This is a genomic window from Streptomyces sp. 5-10 (assembly GCF_014712245.1).
Classification (GTDB): Bacteria; Actinomycetota; Actinomycetes; order Streptomycetales; family Streptomycetaceae; genus Streptomyces; species Streptomyces violaceusniger.
On the sequence record NZ_JACVYG010000037.1, the window covers coordinates 94327 to 111683 of the forward strand.

Sequence of the window (17357 nt, forward strand, 5' to 3'; positions counted from 1 at the left end):
GCTCAGATGGCGAGGGTCGCGCGCAGCGCCGGTTGCAGCAGCTCGCCGTGTGCGCGCACCATCTCGTCGCACAGCTCCCAGATCTGCTCGACGCTCAGGGCCGCGGCGGTCGCCGGGTCGGTCATGGCCGCGTGCCGGATGTGGCGTGGCTCGTCCTCCAGGGCGGCGCGCACCACGAGGTCGTTCATGCTGAGGTAGGTGCGGTTGAGCGCGGCGAGCTGTGGGGGCAGCGCACCGGCACGGGTCGGCTGGACACCGGACCGGTCGACCAGACACGGCACTTCGACCACGCCGTGGGCCGGAAGGTTCTCGATGAGCCCGTGGTTGGGCACATTGCCGTAGACGGTCCTGGGGGTGCCGGTCACCATCGAGTGGATGATCTGCGGGGCGTACTCCATGGTCCCCTCGACGTCGATGGGGGCGCCGGCCGCGAGGGCGTCGCGGGTCCGTTCGTACGCGGCCACGTTCTCGTCCACGATGCCGAGGTACGCGCCGATGGGCAGCCGCAGCCGCTCGACCTCGGCGGCGTGGTGCAGATACCAGGGCACGTACTCGGAGGAGTGCTCGCTGGTCTCGGTCGGGTAGTAGCCGAGCCGCCGGTACATGTCGACGCGGACCCGCCGCCGCAGTTGCTCGTTCTCGGCGATCAGCGCGTCCAGCCGGGGGTAGAGATCGGTGCCGTCGTGCTCCAGCCGGAGCACCCACGCCTGGTGGTTGACCCCGGCGGCGCGGTAGGTGACCTCGGCGAAGGGGACCTTCAACAGGTCGCACAGGTCGTGGATGGTCCAGTACACCGAGTGGCACAGGCCGACCACCCGGGTCAGCCCGGTGGCCGCCGTGAGGTACTGCACGTTCATGGCCATCGGGTTGGTGTAGTTGAGCAGCCAGGCCCCGGGGCATACGGCGGCGATGTCCTCGCCCAGCGCCTTGAGGAACGGGAAGGTGCGCAGGGCGCGGAAGATGCCGCCGACGCCGAGGGTGTCGCCGATGGTCTGCCGCACACCGTGGCGGGCGGGGATCTCGAAGTCGACGCGGGTGGCCTCCCCCATGCCGATCTGGACGAGGTTGATGACGAAGTCGGCGCCGTCGAGCGCCTCGCGCCGGTCGGCGTGTGCGGTGATGTGCGCGGCGGCGCCCCGCTGATCGGCGATGTACCGCGCGGCGGCCTCGGCGGTGGCCAGGCGTTCGGGGTCGATGTCGTGCAGGGCGATCCGCGCGGTCCTCAGCTCCGGGAAGGCGAAGAGATCCGCCAGCAGGCCCTGGGTGAAGACGACGCTTCCCGCGCCGATCAGCACGATCTTGGGGTTGATCATGACGGGATGTCTCCGTTGGCGGTGAGGTGGATGAGGGCTTCGTCCAAGGTGGGCTGGGCGGTGGTGCCGCCCGCGGCGCGGGTGGACAGCGCACCGCAGGCGGCGGCGAGGTCGAGCGCCTCGGCGATGGGCCGGCCCGTCAGCCGTCCGGCGAGGAAGCCCGCGTTGAAGCTGTCGCCCGCGCCGACGGCGTCCTGGGGTGTGACACGGACCCCGGCGGTGGTGAGCAGGGTCCGGCCGTCGTGGCACAGGGCGCCGTCCGCCCCGTTCTTGACGGCCACCAGCGGGACCTGCTGCGCGAGGAGTCCGGCGGCGGCCGCGACGGACGTGCCGTCGGTGCCCGCCAGCCGGTGTGCCTCGGCGGCGTTGGGCAGGAGGATGTCGGTCCGGGCGAGGACCGGTGCCAGCGCCGTACGGTCCCATCGGCCCGAGGGGTCGTCGTTGGTGTCCAGCGAGGTGGTGGCGCCCGCCGCGCGTGCGGTGTCGAAGAGGTCCGGCAGATCGGCGGCGAGCCCCGGCATGAGGAAGAAGGACGCGGCGTGGAGGTGCCGGGCCGAGGTCAGCAGGTGCGGGGGGACGTCGCGGCCCGAGGTGGCGGCGAGTGTGCCCGGCGCGGTGAGGATGGCCCGGTCGTCATCGCGGGTCACGATGACCGTGAGCGGTGTCGGCAGGCCGCTGTCCAGGCGCAGTCCTTGGACGTCGACGCCGTGGGCCGCGAGCCGGTCGCGCAGGTAGTGTCCGGCGCCGTCGTCCCCGACGCGTCCGGCGAAGGCCACGCGCAGCCCCAGCCGGGCGGCGCCGCAGGCGGTGATCGCGGCGGATCCGCCGAGGGTGAGCGCACCGCTGTCGACGAGCTGTTCGCGCTGGCCGAAGGCGAGGGGGGCGTCGAGCGGTCCGACGATGACGTCCGGGTTGGCGTCCCCGATGACGAGCAGGTCGAAGGTGGGTGGCATACGGGTTCCTGACAGGTGAGGGAGGGGCTGAGCCGCCTCATTGAAGTCCGGTGCGGTTCGGGTGCGCCCCGAAGGGGCGCGGGGCTGTGTCGATATGCGGCTCCGCCGCGTGGGCGACCAACCACGACGGCGCCGCGGACGATCGACGACAGGTCAGGGCACTTCCAGCGGAGCGCTTAGGCGGTGCCGGTCAGCCCTTGAGGCCGGTTGAGGTGATCGACCGGACGAAGGTCTTCTGGGCGGCGAGGAAGGCGAGCAGCACCGGCAGGACGGTGATGACGTTGCCCGCCATCACGGCCGACCACTGGGTGTGGTGCTGTCCCCGGAAGGTGGTCAGGCCCAGCTGGAGGGTGTGGTTGGCGTCGTGGTTCAGCGCGATGAGCGGCCACGACAGGTCGTTCCAGGTGGTGAGGAAGGTCAGGACGGCGACCGTGCTCAGCGCCGGGCGGGACAGCGGGACGACGATCTGGAACAGCACCCGCAACCGCGAACACCCGTCGATCCAGGCGGCCTCCTCCAGCTCCCTGGGCAGGGAGAGGAAGAACTGCCGCAGCAGGAACACCGCGAACGGCGTCACCAGCGAGGGCACGATCAGCGCCCCGAGGGTGTCGACGAGCCCCAGCTTCCGCATCACCAGGAAGGTCGGGATCATCGTCAGCTGGAACGGGATGGCCATGGTGGCCAGCATCAGCACCAGCAGCACCCGGGACCCGCCGAACCGCATCCGGGCGAAGGCGTATCCGCCCAGCGTCCCCAGCAGCAGATTGGACACGACCGCGACGGCCGAGACGATCAGGGAGTTGGCGAACCAGCGCGGGAACATCGCGTTGCCGAGCACGAAGCGGTAGCCGTCCAGGTGGATTCCGGAGGGCCAGAGCGCGGGCGGGAAGCGGTTGATCTCCGCGTCGCTCATCACCGAGCTGAGCCCCAGCCAGATCAGCGGTACGGCGAAGAGCAGCGCCAGTGGCGCGAGCAGCAGATGCCACGGGCTGAACGGCAGCCGCGGCCGCCGCCGTGTGGACAGGTCCGTCATGACGTGGCTCCCTCGATACGGCGGTCGCCGCGGCGCCGGACCAGCCGCAGCGCGGCGGCGGCAACGAGCAGGGCGACGCCGAGGACGTAGGCCGCCGCGGCGCCGTAACCGGCGGTGAAGTTGCGGAACGCCTGCTCCCAGACGAAGTAGACGATCACGGTGGTGGATCCGAGCGGACCGCCCTTCGTCGTCACGTACACCAGGTCGAAGACCTGGAGGGCGCTGATCGTCTGCCAGAGCAGCAGGAACACGCTGACCGGCGCGATGGTGGGCAGGGTGACATGGCGCAGCACATGACGGCGTTCCGCGCCGTCCAGAGTGGCGGCCTCGGTGAGTTCGCGGGGCACGTCCTGGAGGGCCGCGAGGTAGATGACGACGCAGAAGCCGGTGCCGCTCCACAGCGAGATGCCCACCAGGACCAGCAGCGCCTGCGCCGGGTCGGACAGGAACCCCTGCGGGGAGACTCCGAGGCGGTGCAGCAGCGAGTTGGCCGCGCCGAACTCCGGGTCGAGGATGAAGGAGAACAGCACGCCCTGGGCGGCGGCCGAGACCACGAACGGCACGAAGAGCAGGGTGCGGTACAGACCGGCGAACCGGATGCGGCGGTTGAGGACCAGCGCGAGCGCCAGCCCCAGACCGATGCTCAGCGGTACGTACAGCGCCGTGTACTCCAGGGTGTTGCGCACGGCCTGGGCGAACTGCGGATCGTCGGCCAGCTGGCGGTAGTTGTCCCAGCCCACCCAGACGCTCGGGGTGAGCAGGTCGCTGTACTGGAACGACAGCAGCAGGGACCACAGGACGGGGACGACGCTCAGGCCCAGGATGACCAGGACGGAGGGGAGGACGAACGCCCAGGCGGTCGCGGCCTCCCGGCGGCCCGTGCGGCGTGCGGGGCGGGCCGGTGTGCGGGGCGCCGGACGGGTGATGGGGGTGGGCAGACGGGACATGGGACGCTCCTCAACGCACCTTCGCGATGGCCGCGTTGGCCTCGTCGGCGCACCGGCGCAGCGCCTTCGCCGGTGTGCTCTTGCCGAGCAGGACGGCGGTGATGGCCTCGCCGAACGGCATGGAGATCTTGGGGTAGGCCCGGTCGACGGGGCGCACCCGGGCGGTCTCCAGCACCTCGGTGAAGACCGGCAGACCGGGCACCCCGGCCGCGTACGCCCGCCACCGCGGACGGCGCTCGGCCGGCCGGCTCTGCGGCAGGCTGCCCACCTGGGTGTCCCACAGATACGCCGGCCCGGGCTCCATCAGCCAGCCGACGAACGTACGAGCGGCCTTCAGCCGCGCGGAGCCGTTGTCGAACACGCTCCAGGTGTCGGGGCCGGAGATGGTCACCGACCGGCCGCTGAAGCCGGGCAGCGGGACGACCTGATAGTCGATCCTCGCCTGGCGGATGTCGGGCAGCTGCCAGGGGCCGGTGGCGACCATGCCCAGCCGGCCGGCGGCGAACGCCTGGTACATCTGCTCGCCACCGGGTTTGGGATCGACGTAGACGCTTCTGTCCTTGGCGAGTGCCGCGAGCACCTCGAGGGACCGGACCCCGGGTTCACCGGCGAACCCGATCTCGCGCTTGCCCTCGGCGATGACCTCGCCGCCCAGATCCCAGATCATGGGCCACATCCGCCACACCGTGTCCTCGTCGCCCGCGGCGGGCCAGCCGGTGCCGAACGTGCCCTGGCCGCGGTCGGTCAGCTTCCTGGCCGTCTCGATGAAGTCCCGCCAGGTCCAGCCGGGGCCGGGCAGCTCAAGACCGGCCCGGCGGAAGAGGGTCTTGTTGCACACCACGGCGAGCGAGTCCAGCACCGCGGGCACCGCACGGACCACGCCGTCGACGGTGACGCCCTCCCGGGCGGCGGGCCAGTACTGCTTCCACGGCACCCGCCCGGATTCCACGACCGTCGTCAGATCCGCCAGTTGGGGGCTTCTGGCGACGCTGGCCAGGTCGGAGCCGAAGATGTAGGCGACGTCGGGCGGGGATTTGGCGACCAGACCGGCCATCACCTTCTGCAGCATGTCGTCCGCCAGCACGCCGCCGCTCAGGTCGATCCGTATCTTGGGGTGGCTGCGGTGGAAGTCGGCCACGAGCCGCTTGACCGCCCGCAGGGCGGTGCTGGTCTGCCCGTGCCACACCTCGATGTGCACGGTTCCGTGGGAATCCACCCCCAGGCCCGTCCCGCATCCCGCCACGGCGGCACCCATGGCGCCGGTGAGCGCCATCGCCCCGCCGCCACGCAGCACCCCACGCCGGGACGGACCGCCGCACTCGGGAGGAGGGATACGCGAACGGTTCAGGCTCATCGCTGAGAGCTCCATGATCCGAGGGCACGGCCCCGCCTCGGTCGCGGACAGCGACCTGGCGACTCGGGCCGGACTCGCGGCGGAGCCGCATACCGGCTGGGCGTACCTCTGCCGCCGAGGATGGGACTTCGGCGTGCCAGGGAGTAAAACCGATCAGATCGAATCACGTCAAGAGCGTGAAACTGCTCAGTGTTGGCTGTGAACGCGCACAAGCAATCAGCGAGTGCATGCCTCTCGTCGGGCATTCCGTACAGACGCGGGCATATCGCCGCGCGGGCACCTGTCGGTTCCCGCGCGGCGAAGGCGCTGGATCCGGCACAACCCCGGACAGCACCCCTAGATCCGCCGAAGCCCCACCAGCACGCGCTCCATCAGGGCGACGTCCGGTACGTCGCCCTCCGTGGAAGCCGTCCGGTGGACGGTGATCAGGCCGTGCTCGGCCATGTCGCCGAGCAGGACCTTGGCCACTCCCAGCGGCACCGAGAGCATGGCCGCCACCTCGGCCACTGACCGTGGCTCCTGGCACAGCGCGATCACCGGGCGGTGGTCCGCCTGGAGGGTGTCCATCGAGCGGTGGCCCAGCTCGGTGGTGGTCACCAGGGTCTCGACCTCGAAGTGATGGTGGGACCTGGTCCGGCCGCCCGTCCACGAGTAGGCGCGCACGAGCGAGGCCGGGCCCTGGCTCCCGTCGTGCTCCGGGCCCCAGATCTCCGACCGCTCCGGCTCCGACGCCCCCCGCGGGAAGGTTTCCCGGGGCTCCTCGGGCCGGGCGTCCCCACCCCGGCGACGGGACCGGGCGCCCTCCGGCGCCCCGTCGGACCGGGGCTGCTTCCGCCCGCGTCGCCCTTTGCCGAAGCTGAAGGCGTTGAGCACGTCGGCGAAGGTCTGTTCGTCCTCCGCCCCCTGTTCTCTGCCAGGTCCCTGCCCGGAAGGGCCTTCACCGGTGCTCATCTTCTCCCCGTCCGGCCTATTGGGCTGCTGTCCGCTTCACGCCCCGCAGGTTCAGTTCCTGCAGCTCGGCGCGGAGTTCCGGGGTCAGCATCTCGCCGACCTGGTCGACCAGTACCGTCATCTCGTACGCCACCTGACCGATCTCGCAGTCCGGCGCCGCCAGCACCACGAGGCACGAGCCGTCCTTGATCGACATCAGGAGCATGTTCCCGAGCTCCATCTGGATCACGGACGACCGCACATCACCGGTGTCCATGCACTGGGCGGCGCCCTGGATCAGGCTGATGGCCCCGGCGGCGATGGTGGCGACCTGCTCGGCCCGATCGGCCACCAGCCCGTCCGACGCGGTGAGCAACAGCCCGTCGGCCGAGACCACCACGGCGTGCGCCACATTGGGCACACGCTCGGTGAAGTTGGTGACCAGCCATCCGAACTGGCTCACCTCCCGCAGCTGGGGTGAGGTCATGGGTTCTTCCTGTCCATCTTCGCTGAGACCTTATGTCTCGTCGCGTCCGTCGGGCTGAGCCCGGCGGATGCCCGACTGGTAATTGCTGAGGAACGAATGGGTGCGGCCGGCGTTCCGCCGCGCGGTGGCCTCGTCCGCGGTGGCGCGCGGCGCGGGCCGCTCTCCGGTGGTGCGCGGCTTGGCCCGGTCCGCCGCCTGGCCCTGGCGCGGCACCCGCCGGGGCAGCCCGGCCTGGGTGACGCCGCCCGCCTCCGCGGCACCCGGCCGCTCGTGGACGATCCGGCCGGGCTCGTCCGCGGGGTCCGGCCGGCTCCCGTCGGGCGGTCCGGACGCGGCGGGGTCGGGCCGCCGGGAGGCGGCGGACGCCCGGAGGTCCGCCGGTTCACGGTCGTCGGGCGGCTCCTCGGCGTGGGAGCCCGCCGGTGCCTTCCCGGGCGACGCGAACCAGGGCGAGGCGGCGTCGTCCGGGGCGGTGGGACGCGAACGCTGCGGGGGCACCGCGGGCCGCCCCGGCGGCTGTGCGGTACGGCGGTCCGCGAGCGGTCCGCCGTCGCCGGACCGGGGGCCGGTCTTCTCCGGTGCGCCGTCGCCGACCGGGGCGCCCTCGCCGACCGTGCCCTCGCCGGCCGGGGCGGGATGGCCCGGCTTGGTGGGGTGACCGGGCTTGGCCGGGTGACCGGGCCTGACGGGGGCCCGGCGCGGCAGTCCGCCGGTCTGCTGGGGGTCCGTGAACGCCCGCGAGGAGCCGGGGCGGGTCGGCAGGGAGCGGTCCGCGCGCTCGGACGCGGCCGGGGCGTCACCGGCGCGCAGGGAGCGGGCGCCGTCGGGCACGCGGCGCGGCAGAGGTGCCGCCGGGGCGCCGCCGAGCTCACGGTGCGGCCGTGCCGGCTCGGACGTCCTGGCGGAGGTCTTCCGGACGGGCAGCGAGCTCTCGCGGCCCGCGATGGCGCGCTTGTCACCGAGCATCAGCCTGGCCGGTACCAGCACACCCGCGCGCAGTCCGCCACCGGTGTCCCGCTCCGAGATCAGCTCCACGGTGACGCCGTGGCGACGGGCCAGCCGACCGACGACGGTCAAGCCCATCTGCCGGGACGTAGGTACCTCCACGGATGCGTCCCCCGCTACGCGCCGATGAGCCTTGGCCAATTCGGCTCCGCTCATCCCAAATCCCTCGTCGCGGACCTCGATCAGTGCCGAACCGTCCGGCCGTAGTGTATTGCTGACGGTCACCTGCGTCTCCGGCGGGGAGAACGCGGTGGCGTTGTCGAGCAGCTCAGCGATCATTCGCGCCAGGTCACCGGCAGCGTACCCGATCACCTCGGCGGTGGGAACGGGCTCCACGACCACCCGGCGGTAGTGCTCGATCTCGGAGACCGCGGCGCGCAGCACACTGTCCAGCTGCACCCGCTGCTCGGACGGGCGGACCGGGGTGCTGCCGCACAGGACCATCAGGTTCTCGTTGTTGCGGCGCATACGGGTCGCCAGGTGGTCCAGCTTGAAGAGGCTGGCCAGCTGGTCCGGGTCCTCTTCGTGCGATTCGAGCTGCTCCATCAGGCGCAGCAGCCGGTCCACCAGGGTCTGGCTGCGCCGGGAGAGGTTGACCAGGGTGTCGCGCAGGTCGCCGCGGAGCGCGGCCTGTTCGGCGGCCAGGCGCACGGCCTGACCGTGCACCGCGTCGAACGCCCTCGCGAGCTGGCCGAACTCCTCGGTGGTGTGGACCGGCACGGCGCTGATCGAGGTGCTGGACACCTCGCCCTCCCGGATGCTGGACACCGCCTCCGGGAGCCGGCGCTCGGCCACGTCGAGCGCGGTGGAGCGCAGCACGGTCAGCGACCGCAGCAGATGCCGGGCGATGGCGATGCCGATGGCGAAGGCGAGCAGGAGCACGGCGAAGAGCAGCACGGACTCCGCACCGGCCCGGTCGCTGGTCTCGTCCTGGAGCTTGGCGGAGGTCACGCGGAGCCGGTCGGCGAGCCGCTTCTCCACCGTGTTGATGAGGCTTCCGGTCGCCACCGAACTGCGGTGCCAGGTGCGGTCGGAGAACGGCGGGGCCTCGGCGGCGTTCTGCCCGGCGTTCAGCGAACCCGCCCGGGACAGCACGGCGTCCAGCAGCTTGGCGCGCCGATCGACCTCCGGGCCGGTGACCGTGCGGTCGTAGGCGCGCTGGTCCCCCGCGGTGGCCACGGCGCGGAAGTCGCTCAGCTTGTCCCGCATGCGGATGTCGGACTCCTGGAGCGCCCGGATGAGCTTGGGGTCCTCCAACGTGCCGGGCCGGGGCGCCACCATGACGATCACATGCTGGAGGTGGACCTGCTCCTGGACCATCTCCAGGTCGTACAGCGCGCTGGCCGGTGCGGACAGCTGAGCGTCACCGAACCCGCTGCCCAGCGCCTGGTCCAGGTCGAGCAGACTGTTGATGATCTTGCTGTACTCGGTCACCGCGGCCCAGGGGTCCACGTTCTTGGACGTCACCCGCTCGCGCAGGTCGGGCAGCCCGTCCAGGAGCTTGGACGCGTCGCGGTAGCGGTTGGCCGAAACCCCCGTCAGACCGCGGGTCCGCTGCGTGGTGCGGGTGACCGCGGCCTGAGCGCGGTCCACGCGCTGGGTCTGCCGGCGGAGGGTGGCCGGATCGCCGGACCCGCCGTCGCCCAGCCGCTCGGCCGACAGGCTGCGCTCCATCTGCAGATCCCCGATCAGCGGCCGCAGTCCACCGCGCAGCTTGACCAGCCGCTGCACGTCCGCGTACGAGTTGGCGCGCTCGACGTCGCGCTGGATCTGTACGACGCCCAAGCCCACGGCGAGCAGAGCGGGCACCACCAGAACGGCACCCAGCTTCACCGGCAGCCGCCAGTTGCGCCACTCCACGACGCCGGCCCACCACGACGCCGAGCGGTCGCGCGCGGCCGCATGCCTGCCCGGGGTCATGAGGCGCGCTCCGCGCTCGGACCGGCTTGCCCACAGGGATGTATCACGATGCCGTTTCTCCTGGGATTTCCCCGGATGGGGAAAGTCGAACGCCCGGCAGCGCGCCGGCCCATCGCTGCGGCGATGCGTCGGCGCGCCTGCCTTTACTCGAACAACTTGCTGCTTTTCTCGGCCAGCTGATAGACGCCGTACAGAAACGGCACCGCCACCCACAGCCATGCCACGACCATCACCACGGGGGAACCCGTCTTGGCCGCCGCGTTCGACGAAGCGCCGTCTGTGTCAGTCACCGGTTTACCGCCTCTCTGCCGGAAGGGGATCGGGGGTTTCCTCCGGGGGCGCCGACTCCTCCCGGGCCGCCGGCTCCGGTTCATGGGCCGCCGGCTCCGGTTCATGGAACTTCGGATTCACCGGACGCACCAGCTCGTTCGCGATGAAGCCGATGACGAGCAACCCCATCATGAGCGAGAACGAGAAGGTGTAGAGAGCCGGGCCGGAGCGCCCGTCCTCATGTGCGGAATCCGCGATGGAGTCCACGATGAGCGGTCCGGCGACTCCGGCGACCGACCACGCGGTCAGCAGCCGGCCGTGGATCGCGCCGACCTGGTAGGTGCCGAACAGGTCCTTGAGGTAGGCCGGAACGGTGGCGAATCCACCGCCGTAGAACGACAGGATCACCATCGTCGAGGCGACGAACAGCGCGGTGCTGCTGTCCTTCTCGAGCATGATGGTGAGGTAGAGCAGGGCACCGGCGCCCAGGTACAGCCGGTAGATGTTCTTCCGGCCGACCACGTCGGAGACCGAGGACCACACGAAGCGGCCGGCCATGTTGGCCAGGGACAGCAGCGCGACGAACCCGGTGGCGGCGCTCGCGCTCACCGGGCTCGCCGTGTCGTGGAAGAAGTCCTGGATCATCGGGGCGGCCTTCTCCAGGATCCCGATACCAGCAGTAACGTTCATGCACAACACGACCCAGAGCAGCCAGAACTGCGGCGTGCGCACCGCGTTCCTGGCCGATACGTTCGCGGTGGTGACGAGCCTCTTGCCCGCGTCGACACGGGGCGTCCAGCCGGCCGGCCGCCAGCCCTCGGGCGGCACCCTCACCAGCAGCACGCCCAGCGACATGAACACGGCGTAGGACAGGCCGTGCACCAGGAACGTCTTGGCGATGCCGCTGGTGTCACTGCCGAACGCCTTGAGCATCTCGGTCGACCAGGGAGATGCGATCAGCGCGCCACCACCGAAACCCATGATCGCCGTACCGGTGGCCATGCCCGGCCGGTCCGGAAACCACTTCATCAAGGTGGACACCGGAGCGATATACCCGATGCCGAGGCCGACTCCGCCGATGCCGCCGTAGCCGAGGACGACCAGCCAGTAATTGCGCGTGGCGACACCGAGGGCGGCGACCAGGAAGCCGGTCGAGAACGCCACGAGCGACACGAACATGGCCCATCGCGGCCCTTTTCGCTCCACCAGCGTCCCCCCGAACGCGGCAGAGAGCCCGAGCACCAGAATGCCGATCTGGAACGGGAGGGCGCTAGCCGTTCCCGAGATGTCTAGGGAATCTTCCAGAGGAATCTTAAAGACGCTCCAGGCGTACGCCTGGCCGATGGAGAAGTGGATCGCGAGCGCTGCCGGAGGAATCAGCCAACGATTCCAGCCCGCGCCTGCGACGATGCGAGAGCGGTCGAGGAAACCCACAGATCAACCTACCTCCGGCTTTGGGAACACCCCCGCAGACTGCATTGCTTGACCTATCCAAACACCCTCGGGGGAGGGAGTGGCGAGCCGGGCGCCGCCGTCATATGCCAACGGCACAAGCGCTGCCCAGCGGCGTACTCACCGCACTCATGCTCGCGCACGATGGGACGTTCTACCCGAGGTGAGGTTCTACCAGTGGCGACACTTGGGACACAACGCCGGGTCCCGAAATGTCCTCAAGGCGCAACCTTGTAGGGCCATCGTCAAGCTGACACCAAGTCAAAATGGACAACACGGGAAGGTGAGACAAAGTATTGGTTCAGCGACCTCTCCCGCCATATTCGAGATGGCACCGACGTCGGATCCACGCCCCGACATGTGCCCACCTGCACCGGTGAGGAGCAGGGTGCGACGTTGACTGCGTCCGGTGCCTAACTACACTTGCCGCGTCAAGGGCCCGCCGGTTGCCCTCCCCTGACGCCCGAGCGCGGGCGCCCCCGAACCGACGTCTTCGTCAGAAAAACCCCGGAGAAACCATGAATAAATCGGTGCGAACACCCGCTTCCTTGCCATCCGAGCGGGCCACCGGACCGGGGTTCGCCGATCGCGGTGACGACATCGGGGAGCCCGACTTCGAGGCGATCCAGCAGAGCCCGGAGTTCAAACTCCTGCGCAGGAGACTGCTCTGGTTCATCTTCCCGATGAGCGCGTTCTTCCTGTGCTGGTACATGACCTTCGTTCTCTTCTCGGCCTATGACCACGACTTCATGAGCCGCAAGCTGTTCGGCGCGGTCAACACCGGCACCGTTTTCGGTCTGCTGCAGTTCGTGACGACCATGGCGATCGTCCTGACATACCGGCGCTTCGCGCACAAGAAACTTGATCCCCAGGTGGACACGGTCCACGAGCTGGCGGGAGTCGGCAAGGAATGACAGTGCAGATCGCAGCCCCCACGACCGGCAGCCCGATAATCAATCTGAGCGTCTTCTTCGCTTTCGTGGTCATCACGCTGTTCGTCGTCTACAAGGCCACCAACAGAAACTCGACCACCTCCGACTACTACGCCGCGGGCAGCGCCTTCAGTGGCGTCCAGAACGGCATCGCCCTCTCCGGCGACTTCCTCTCCGCCGCCTCATTCCTCGGCATCTCGGGGGCGATCGCCGTCCACGGCTACGACGGCTTCCTCTACTCCGTGGGGTGGCTCGTGGCCTGGCTGGTCGCCCTGCTGCTCGTCGGTGAACGGCTGCGCAACACCGGGCGGTTCACGGTCGGCGATGTGATGGCCTTCCGCATGAAGCAGCGCCCGGTGCGCGCGGCGGCGGCCAACGCCACCCTGGTGATCACGTTCTTCTACATGCTCGCCCAGATGGCCGGCGCGGGCGGTCTGATCGCCCTGCTGCTCAATGTGCAGAGCAAGGGCGGACAGGCCCTCATCATCACCGGCGTCGGCCTCGTGATGGTCTTCTACGTCCTGGTGGGCGGCATGAAGGGCACCACCTGGGTGCAGATCATCAAGGCGGGCCTGCTGCTGATCTGCGTGACCTTCATGAGCGTGTTCCTGCTCGGCAAGTTCGGGTTCAGCTTCTCGGCGATCCTCGACCAGGCGTCGCAGAACAGCCCGCTGGGCGCGGAACTGCTCAACCCCGGTGGCTGGTACGGCAAGGACGCGATGGACCAGCTCGACTTCGTCTCGCTCTCCCTGGCGCTGGTCCTCGGCATCTCCAGCCTGCCGCACGTGCTGATGCGCTTCTACACCGTGCCGGACGCCAAGGAGGCCCGGCGCTCGGTGGTGTGGTGCTCCTGGTCGATGTTCATCTTCTATCTGTCGATCCTGCTCGTCGGGTACGGCGCCACCGCGCTGGTCGGTTCGGACAAGATCGTGAGCGCGCCCGGCGGCGAGAACTCCGCGGCTCCCCTGCTCGCCTTCGAGATCGGCGGTGCGATGCTCCTGGGCATCGTCTCCGCGGTGGCCTTCGCGACGATCCTGGCGGTGGTCGCCGGGCTGACCCTGGCCGCCTCGGCCTCGTTCGCCCATGACGTGTACGCGAATGTGATCCGGAACGGAAAGGCCGATCCGCGGTCCGAGATCCGGGTCGCCCGTCTGACGGCGCTCGTGATCGGCCTCCTGGCCATCCTCGGCGGCATCGTGACCAACGGCCAGAACGTCGCGTTCCTGGTGTCGCTGGCCCTGGCGCTCGCCGCGTCCGCCAATCTGCCGACGATCCTCTACACGCTGTTCTGGAGGCGTTTCAACACCACCGGGACGCTGTGGAGCATCTACGGCGGGCTGGGCTCAGGCCTGGTGCTCATCATCTTCTCCCCGGCCATCTCGGGCAGCTCCACGTCGATCATCAAGGGCGTGGACTTCCACTGGTTCCCGCTCACCAACCCCGGCCTGGTGTCCATTCCGCTCTCCTTCCTCTGCGGCTTCCTCGGCACGGTCCTCAGCAAGGAACCCGCCGACCCCAAGAAGCAGGCGGAGATGGAAGTGCGGTCGCTGACCGGCATCGGTTCGAAGGCTTAAGCGACAGGGCCGTGGGCGGCCGGGGCCGCCTACGGCCGTCGGGTGGTTCCGGGGGTGGTGGCGGATTCCCTCCGGCCCTCCGACGGCACGGCCCGCGCCGAGGAGTCGGGAACCGGCGACCGGCCGCGGGCGGGGACCTCCGCACCGTCCCGCGGGCCGGACGTCCCGCTCCCCGGCCCGCGGCCGGGGCGCTTCCCCGCGGACTCGGACGGCGCCAACGGGGCGAGCGGCGCCGAGGGAGTGGGGGACGCCGACGGAAGCGGGGGCGTCGCACGGCCGGTCGCGGGCGGCGGGGCGAGCGGGACCGTCGGGCGCGCGGGGGGCTCGGGCGCCGTCGCGCGGAGCGGCAGCGCGACGAGGGCGGCCACGGCGCAGGACACACCGACCCCGGCCGCCGTGCGGAGCAGCTTGCGGCGGACCGCGGCACGGCGGATCGCCTCGTACCGGCCGGGGGGCGGGCCGAGGTGGTCGGAAGGGGGCCGCAGGATCACCGCGAGGGGGTCGTCGGGCTCCCGCTCGGGGCCGATGTACTCGGGGCCGATGTGCTCCGGGCCGTCGTCACAGCGTGGGGTCAAGGCTTCTCCTCAGGTGGACGCGGAGCAGTTCCCGGGCCGCGTGGAGGTCGGCCTTGACGGTTCCTTCCTTGCGCCCGGTCAGTACGGACACCTCCCGGATCGGCATGTCAGCGTAGTAGTGCAGCAGGATCGGGACGCGCAGCCGTTCCGGCAGCGACTGCACGAGCAGGCGCACCGACGGGTCGGACTGTTCGGCGTGGGGGCGGACGGCGGCTTCCGTGGTGGCGCGGCGCACGGCCCTGCGCTCGCGCTCCACCTTGCGCCAGTGGTCCCGGACGAGATTGGCCGCGGTGACGTAGAGGAAGCCGCGGGGCTCCTCCACGGACGTCCAGCGGGCCCAGAGCCGGGTGAACGCCTCGGAGGCGATCTCATGGGCCGTCTCGTCGTCGTCGACGAGACGGCGGCACCAGCCGGCCAGGCGCGGGTAGAGGGCGGCGAACAGCTCGGACGCCGCCCTGTCACGGGACCGTTTCAACGCACTCCATGGTCGGGACGGCACTCGGCCGTGCGGGCACTTCGTCAGGGGAGGATCCCGGGCCGCCGGTGTGGGTTCCATGGGCCCGGGATCCGGGGTGGGTCAGGGGCCGCCGGACGTCAGCGCGGCGAAGACGATCACGTTGTCGAGGTAGCCGTCGCCGGAGCGGGGGCCGCCACAGGTGATCAGCCGCAGCTCCGGGCGGTCCACGTTCCCGTAGACCTCGTCCGCCGGGAAGTCCATCTTGGGGACGGTCCGTACGGCGTCGACGGCGAACCGGGCCGCCGTGCCGTTCTCCAGGCGCGCCACGATCCCCTCGCCCCGGCGCAGCCGCGCCAGGTGACGGAAGACCCCGTCGCCGTAGGCGCCGACCGTGACATGGCCGAGGATGACCGACGGGCCGAGCTGCCCCGGTGTCGGCGAGTGCCGGTACCAGCCCGCGCGGTCGTGGGCCGTGACCGGCGGGACCGCCACGCTCCCGTCCGGCGCCAGCCCCAGCCGGATGACCGGGGTGTCGACGCCGATGGCCGGGATCCGCAGCCCGACCGGGACCGAACGCCCAAGGGGGCGCGCCGCCTTCACGGGGGTCGGCGGTGGCCTCTTCCCGGAGCGCGGTGCGGCCGTGGTCCGCCCGGCCGGGTGGCCGCCGCAGCCCGCGAGCAGCGAGGCCATCGCCGCGGTGGCGAAGGCGCGCCTGGAGAACGGGGTCATGCCCCGGTCGCCCGGCGGCGGCGGACGACGAGGACCGCCGCGCCGCCCGCGGCGAGCACCGCGGCGGCGCCCCCGCCGATCAGCGCGCCCTCGGTCCCGGACGACCCGGAGGACCCGTCCGTCACTCCGGTGTTCGGCGCGCCCTTCGGCACGACGGCGACCTGGCCGCGGTCCCGCTTCTTGGTCGTTTCCTCCTTCGGCACCAGGGCGTCGGCGGTGGGCGTACGGGTCGGCTCCGCGCTCGGGACCGGGCTGGCGGAGGCCCTGGGGGCGCGGGGGGCGGGGGTCGCGTCGTCGGCGAACGCGGGCGCGGTGGTCGCCAGTACGGCGGTGCACGCGAGGGTCATCGCGCTGAGGACAGTGCGGCGCATGGAGTCGATCTCCTTCGTCGGTCCGCCCGGCCCTTCGGCGGGCCGGGTCACGGATCGAGCGGAGAGACGAGGCGGCGGCGCGGCGCGTTGTAAAGAGAGAGCAAAGCGTGTCCGTCGGCCCCGCCGGGGCCGACATCGGGGCGGAAGAAAGACGTCCAGGCCGGTCCGTGCGGACCGGCCTGGACGGCGTGCTCGGAGCGGAGCGGATCAGACGAGGTCGAACCGGTCCAGGTTCATGACCTTGACCCACGCCGCGACGAAGTCGTGCACGAACTTCTCCTTGGCGTCGTCGCTCGCGTAGACCTCCGCGAGGGCGCGCAGCTCGGAGTTGGAGCCGAAGACGAGGTCGGCGCGGGTGCCGGTCCACTTGACCTCGCCCGAGGCGTCACGGCCCTCGAACGTGGTCTGGTCCTCGGAGGTGGACTTCCAGGTCGTGCCCATGTCGAGCAGGTTGACGAAGAAGTCGTTGGTGAGCTTGCCCGGGGTCTCGGTGAGGACGCCGTGCTTGGACCCGTTGTGGTTNCGGCCCTCGAACGTGGTCTGGTCCTCGGAGGTGGACTTCCAGGTCGTGCCCATGTCGAGCAGGTTGACGAAGAAGTCGTTGGTGAGCTTGCCCGGGGTCTCGGTGAGGACGCCGTGCTTGGACCCGTTGTGGTTCGCGCCCAGCACGCGCAGACCACCGACCAGGACGGTCATCTCGGGGGCGCTCAGGGTGAGCAGGTTCGCCCGGTCCAGCAGCAGGTACTCGGCCGGCAGGCGGTTGCCCTTGCCGACGTAGTTGCGGAACCCGTCGTACGTCGGCTCCAGCGCGGCGAACGACTCGGCGTCGGTGTGCTCGTCGGTCGCGTCGACACGGCCCGGGGCGAAGGGCACCTCGACGTCGACACCCGCGTCCTTGGCGGCCTTCTCCACGGCGGCGGAGCCACCGAGGACGATCAGGTCGGCCAGGGAGACCTTCTTGGCGCCGGAGTTGAACTCGCCCTGGATGGTCTCCAGGGTGCGCAGGACCTGCGCGAGCTCGTCCGGGTTGTTGACCTCCCAGCCGCGCTGCGGCT

General features: G+C 70.8%; 17 protein-coding genes. 2 read left to right on the plus strand and 15 right to left on the minus strand.

Features of this window, described 5'->3' with window-relative positions:
- Positions 1–2 precede the first annotated feature (2 nt).
- From IEJ02_RS32560 to IEJ02_RS32605, 10 genes are all read right to left on the minus strand, one after another.
- Positions 3–1313, minus strand: coding sequence for an alpha-glucosidase/alpha-galactosidase (locus tag IEJ02_RS32560; RefSeq protein WP_191068104.1), 1311 nt, complete (start codon positions 1311–1313; stop codon positions 3–5).
- Positions 1310–2266: a carbohydrate kinase family protein gene (locus tag IEJ02_RS32565; RefSeq protein WP_191068105.1), complete on the minus strand. Its 957-nt coding sequence runs from the start codon at positions 2264–2266 to the stop codon at positions 1310–1312. Before IEJ02_RS32565 ends, IEJ02_RS32560 begins: the two co-directional genes overlap by 4 nt.
- Before the next feature lie 190 nt (positions 2267–2456).
- Positions 2457–3299: a carbohydrate ABC transporter permease gene (locus IEJ02_RS32570; protein WP_191068106.1), complete on the minus strand. Its 843-nt coding sequence runs from the start codon at positions 3297–3299 to the stop codon at positions 2457–2459.
- A complete protein-coding gene (locus IEJ02_RS32575; RefSeq protein ID WP_137981135.1) occupies positions 3296–4246 on the minus strand; it encodes a carbohydrate ABC transporter permease in 951 nt (316 codons plus the stop codon). Before IEJ02_RS32575 ends, IEJ02_RS32570 begins: the two co-directional genes overlap by 4 nt.
- A 10-nt stretch (positions 4247–4256) precedes the next feature.
- The gene (locus IEJ02_RS32580; protein WP_191068107.1) at positions 4257–5600 is read right to left on the minus strand and encodes an ABC transporter substrate-binding protein; all 1344 of its coding nucleotides are present in this window, start codon (positions 5598–5600) and stop codon (positions 4257–4259) included.
- Between the two features lie 336 nt (positions 5601–5936).
- On the minus strand, positions 5937–6551 hold the full coding sequence (locus IEJ02_RS32585) for a DUF742 domain-containing protein (protein ID WP_191068108.1): 615 nt from the start codon (positions 6549–6551) through the stop codon (positions 5937–5939).
- Positions 6552–6567: 16 nt separating this feature from the next.
- Positions 6568–7017 carry a roadblock/LC7 domain-containing protein gene (locus tag IEJ02_RS32590; RefSeq protein WP_137981132.1) on the minus strand — a complete coding sequence of 150 codons (450 nt, stop codon included), beginning with the start codon at positions 7015–7017 and terminating at the stop codon, positions 6568–6570.
- Positions 7018–7047: 30 nt separating this feature from the next.
- A complete protein-coding gene (locus tag IEJ02_RS32595) occupies positions 7048–9942 on the minus strand; it encodes a sensor histidine kinase (protein WP_191068109.1) in 2895 nt (964 codons plus the stop codon).
- A gap of 143 nt (positions 9943–10085) precedes the next feature.
- Positions 10086–10232 carry an MFS transporter small subunit gene (locus IEJ02_RS32600; RefSeq protein WP_191068130.1) on the minus strand — a complete coding sequence of 49 codons (147 nt, stop codon included), beginning with the start codon at positions 10230–10232 and terminating at the stop codon, positions 10086–10088.
- A gap of 4 nt (positions 10233–10236) precedes the next feature.
- On the minus strand, positions 10237–11646 hold the full coding sequence (locus IEJ02_RS32605) for an L-lactate MFS transporter (RefSeq protein ID WP_191068110.1): 1410 nt from the start codon (positions 11644–11646) through the stop codon (positions 10237–10239).
- A gap of 566 nt (positions 11647–12212) precedes the next feature.
- Between IEJ02_RS32605 and IEJ02_RS32610 the strand changes: the two genes are divergently transcribed.
- Positions 12213–12578, plus strand: coding sequence for a DUF485 domain-containing protein (locus tag IEJ02_RS32610; protein ID WP_223864845.1), 366 nt, complete (start codon positions 12213–12215; stop codon positions 12576–12578).
- Positions 12575–14170 (plus strand): monocarboxylic acid transporter, encoded by a 1596-nt coding sequence (locus tag IEJ02_RS32615; protein WP_191068112.1) that lies wholly within the window; start codon positions 12575–12577, stop codon positions 14168–14170. The genes IEJ02_RS32610 and IEJ02_RS32615 overlap by 4 nt, the downstream gene beginning before the upstream one ends.
- A gap of 29 nt (positions 14171–14199) precedes the next feature.
- Here IEJ02_RS32615 and IEJ02_RS32620 read toward each other — a convergent pair whose 3' ends face one another.
- The 5 genes from IEJ02_RS32620 to IEJ02_RS32640 all read right to left on the minus strand — a co-directional run.
- Positions 14200–14745 carry a hypothetical protein gene (locus tag IEJ02_RS32620; protein ID WP_223864846.1) on the minus strand — a complete coding sequence of 182 codons (546 nt, stop codon included), beginning with the start codon at positions 14743–14745 and terminating at the stop codon, positions 14200–14202.
- Positions 14729–15220, minus strand: a complete 492-nt coding sequence (locus tag IEJ02_RS32625; RefSeq protein ID WP_191068113.1) for an RNA polymerase sigma factor — start codon at positions 15218–15220, stop codon at positions 14729–14731. The genes IEJ02_RS32620 and IEJ02_RS32625 overlap by 17 nt, the downstream gene beginning before the upstream one ends.
- A gap of 102 nt (positions 15221–15322) precedes the next feature.
- Positions 15323–15931, minus strand: coding sequence for a class F sortase (locus IEJ02_RS32630; protein WP_191068114.1), 609 nt, complete (start codon positions 15929–15931; stop codon positions 15323–15325).
- Positions 15928–16302 (minus strand): Tat pathway signal sequence domain protein, encoded by a 375-nt coding sequence (locus tag IEJ02_RS32635; RefSeq protein ID WP_191068115.1) that lies wholly within the window; start codon positions 16300–16302, stop codon positions 15928–15930. Before IEJ02_RS32635 ends, IEJ02_RS32630 begins: the two co-directional genes overlap by 4 nt.
- A 207-nt stretch (positions 16303–16509) precedes the next feature.
- Positions 16510–17357: peroxidase family protein (locus IEJ02_RS32640; RefSeq protein ID WP_317985979.1), on the minus strand; the 848-nt coding region annotated here is incomplete at its 5' end.

Bases quoted from the DNA above. Each gene is read 5' to 3' on its own strand.
- IEJ02_RS32560 (WP_191068104.1), bottom strand. From the start codon at position 1,313: ATGATCAACCCCAAGATCGTGCTGATCGGCGCGGGAAGCGTCGTCTTC.
- IEJ02_RS32595 (WP_191068109.1), bottom strand. From the start codon at position 9,942: ATGACCCCGGGCAGGCATGCGGCCGCGCGCGACCGCTCGGCGTCGTGG.
- IEJ02_RS32565 (WP_191068105.1), bottom strand. From the start codon at position 2,266: ATGCCACCCACCTTCGACCTGCTCGTCATCGGGGACGCCAACCCGGAC.
- IEJ02_RS32635 (WP_191068115.1), bottom strand. From the start codon at position 16,302: ATGCGCCGCACTGTCCTCAGCGCGATGACCCTCGCGTGCACCGCCGTA.
- IEJ02_RS32585 (WP_191068108.1), bottom strand. From the start codon at position 6,551: ATGAGCACCGGTGAAGGCCCTTCCGGGCAGGGACCTGGCAGAGAACAG.
- IEJ02_RS32575 (WP_137981135.1), bottom strand. From the start codon at position 4,246: ATGTCCCGTCTGCCCACCCCCATCACCCGTCCGGCGCCCCGCACACCG.
- IEJ02_RS32580 (WP_191068107.1), bottom strand. From the start codon at position 5,600: ATGAGCCTGAACCGTTCGCGTATCCCTCCTCCCGAGTGCGGCGGTCCG.
- IEJ02_RS32570 (WP_191068106.1), bottom strand. From the start codon at position 3,299: ATGACGGACCTGTCCACACGGCGGCGGCCGCGGCTGCCGTTCAGCCCG.
- IEJ02_RS32630 (WP_191068114.1), bottom strand. From the start codon at position 15,931: ATGACCCCGTTCTCCAGGCGCGCCTTCGCCACCGCGGCGATGGCCTCG.
- IEJ02_RS32615 (WP_191068112.1), top strand. From the start codon at position 12,575: ATGACAGTGCAGATCGCAGCCCCCACGACCGGCAGCCCGATAATCAAT.
- IEJ02_RS32590 (WP_137981132.1), bottom strand. From the start codon at position 7,017: ATGACCTCACCCCAGCTGCGGGAGGTGAGCCAGTTCGGATGGCTGGTC.